This is a genomic window from Terrabacter sp. P5_B1, assembly GCF_056400505.1.
Genome location: NZ_JBFULD010000429.1, coordinates 1 through 2,976, shown reverse-complemented (window position 1 = coordinate 2,976; position 2,976 = coordinate 1). Strand labels below are relative to the sequence as shown.

Annotated in this window: 2 protein-coding genes and 1 pseudogene; all 3 read right to left on the bottom strand. The window is 69.9% G+C overall.

Annotation, left to right across the window (positions count from 1 at the left end; translation table 11 throughout):
* Positions 1-1,260 (bottom strand): annotated as a pseudogene (locus AC1DP0_RS20390) (transcription-repair coupling factor); the annotation flags it as partial.
* A 161-nt stretch (positions 1,261-1,421) separates the two neighbouring features.
* Positions 1,422-2,261 carry a sulfotransferase family protein gene (locus tag AC1DP0_RS20385; RefSeq protein WP_478088121.1) on the bottom strand — a complete coding sequence of 280 codons (840 nt, stop codon included), beginning with the start codon at positions 2,259-2,261 and terminating at the stop codon, positions 1,422-1,424.
* On the bottom strand, positions 2,258-2,976 hold a 719-nt coding region (locus tag AC1DP0_RS20380; protein ID WP_478088119.1), incomplete at its 5' end, for a hypothetical protein. The genes AC1DP0_RS20385 and AC1DP0_RS20380, both read right to left, overlap by 4 nt.

Sequence of the window (2,976 nt, the reverse complement as noted above, 5' to 3'; positions counted from 1 at the left end):
CTCCCTGAGGTGGGCGACGGCCCGTTCCGTGTCTCCRCGGAACGCCTCGGGGTCGACGGTCCCCAGGGAGAGCCGGACGTCGACGTCATCGTCCTCGATGACGAGCTCGGCGTCGGAGCTGAAGGGGGTCAGCGTCCACCACGGGCGTCCGGACGCAACGGCGTGCGCGCGGACCTGGGCGAGCGTCCAGTAGGAGGCCGAACCGAGGACCGACTCGAGGTCGACGGGCACGTTGTTGCCGGCCGCTGCGTTGGCCCAGCTGGCCTGGAGGAACTCGTCGCTCGTGAGGACGAGGTCGTGGGCGCGGGTGCGGATGCGTTCGGCGTCGGCCAGCACGATGATCGACTCGGCGGGCAGCACGTCGAGCACGGACTCCATGCCGTCGACGAGGACGGGGGCCAGCGACTCCATGCCCTCGACGGCGATGCCCTCGGCGACCTTGGTCAACATGTCGGCGACGCCGGGCAGCTGCGCGGCCAGCTCGGCCGCTCGCGCGCGCACCTCGTCGGTCAGCAGGACCTCGCGGCACGGCGGGGCCCAGAGACCGTGCTCCGCGATCTCGAGGCTGCGCTGGTCGGCGACCTTGAACCACCGCACCTCCTCGACGGTGTCGCCCCAGAACTCGATGCGGACGGGGTGCTCCTCGGTCGKGGGGAAGACGTCGAGGATCCCKCCACGCACGGCGAACTCCCCGCGGCGCTCCACGAGGTCGGTGCGCGTGTAGGCCGCGGCGGCGAGCGCCTCGACCACGTCGGAGAGCGGCYGCTCGTCGCCGGGACGCAGTGCCACCGGCACGAGGTCGCCCAGTCCCTTGGTGATCGGCTGGAGGACCGCACGGACCGGGGCGACGACGACCGACAGGGGGCCGTATGCCGTGTCGTCGGGGTCGGGGTGCGCGATCCGCCGCAGGACGGCCAGCCGCCGGCCGACCGTGTCGCTGCGGGGCGAGAGGCGCTCGTGCGGAAGGGTCTCCCAGCTCGGGAAGACGGCAACGGCATCGGGCGGCAAGAAGGCCTCGAGGGCCGCGGCCAGGTCGTCGGCCTCACGCGTCGTGGCCGTCACGACCACGACCGGCCCGGCGTCGCCGGTGGCGCGTGCCAGGGCGGCGACGAGGAACGGACGGCTGCCGTCGCTCCCCGACACGTCGACGAGCTGGGCGCGCCCCACCTGCTCGAGCACCCGACGCGTGGTGTGCTCGGCCTGCCAGACGTCGAGGAGCCCGGAAAGGCGAGCCGGGATTCGGGTGGTGGTTGCGCTCATGAACAGACGTCCCAACATTTCAGACGGCGATCTACGGGCCAGCCGACGCGCAGGCAGCATGACGGACCCACATCGATCGGACACGGGGTGCCCCACCAGAGTAATCGCGCCGCAAGCGCACCTTCACCGCACCGGCGCGGCCACCCATGCCCCGAGAGGCGTCAGACGGCTGCCGTCAGCCCGACCGGGGTGGGGTGCTGCGAGAAACCGGACAGGTCAGCCCAGTCGTAGCCGAACGCGGCGATGTCGTCGGCGTGGCGAGACCCGATGATGCGGCGTTGCCAACCGCCCGGCCGCCACCAGCCCTCGTACGACGCCCACCGTTGCGCATAGGAGTCGCTGTGACTCCTGCTGAGCTTCGAGGAGTCGATCGGCTGGCTCAGACCGAGGAAGGACTGCACACGCTCCAGCTCGTCGTCCGGGTTCTGGATCAGGCGTTCGTAGTGCACCACGAGCAGCCGGTCGAGGTGGGGAGCGTCGGCCGCCAGGATGGTGTGAGCCGCCAGCCAGTGCTCGACCATCTGGTTGAGCGACTGGAACTTGCGAGGGTTGGTGGACGTGATGCGTCGCCACTTCTTGTTGGACAGGGCGACCGCCACCGGATGCCGGACCACGACGATCAGTCCCGACCCAGGGAACTGCGCCTGGAGGAAGCGGCCCATGATGATGTTCGGCGGAGACTTCTCCACGAGGAACCTCCGGCTGGTGTCCCAGTAGGGGCTCCAGCTGTCGAGCATCGCCTGCGCATTCGCCGCCGTCGTCAGCGGCGACGCCTCGGTGAGGTGTGCCTCCGGACGATGGGCGAACCGGCCGGACCCGCCGTAGACCTTGGCCTTGGGGTAGACCCGCTGGAGGTGTTGTCCTTCGTCCTCTCGGACCCCGGTGTCGACGAGTCCGCTGATCTCCGGATGGCCGTCGAGGATCTTGGCGAAGGGCGTCGTGCCGCTGCGGTGCAGCCCGCCGACGAACACGAGTCGTTTCGGGTCTGGGTCGAGGCTCACAGCGTGCTCAACAATTCGGAGACTGTGCGGTTGGAGACGATCTGGACCGGTGCGGCACCGAGCTTGGCCGACCCGGTGGCTCCCGAGCCCCCCTGGGCGGCGATCGGCTTGGCGACCTCACCGGGTCCGAGCTTGATCATGACGTCGCCGGCCGGGCTCCAGACGAAGACCTGTGTCTTGCCGTCCTTCTCGAGGGCCACCCCGGTGAGGCCCTTTCCCGAGACGGCGGTCGCCGTCGCGCCGTCCGCGGCCTGGGCCATCGCCGTGAAGGCGGTTCCGGTCAGACGCGCTGAACCGTCTGGGTTGAGCAGCCCGTAGCGCGGCTCATCGCTGTTGCGTCCAACCGGGTTCATGACGAGCGGGAGCCACAGCACGCGCCGAACCCCGCCGGCGAGAAGGACGGACACGGTCTTGACCATCTCCTGCGCACGCTGCTCATCGGTGAGGGTTCCGTCCTTGAGGAACTGGCCGACCTCCCACGCCTCTATCGGCATGCCCGCCGGCGTCGTGGCCTTGAGGTAGTCGACGAAAGCCGGGGCGGCTTGCCAGCTCTCGTAGAAGTGCACCTGTCTGATGTCGACCACCTTGTCCTTCTGGAGCTTCTCGGCGAGCGCGAGGTACTCGAGGTTGCGGGTCGCTTGCGGGGAGGCGAGAGCCGCAGCGAGGCTCGCTCCGTCAGTGACGGACTGGATCTGGTCGCCACGGGTTCCGATGC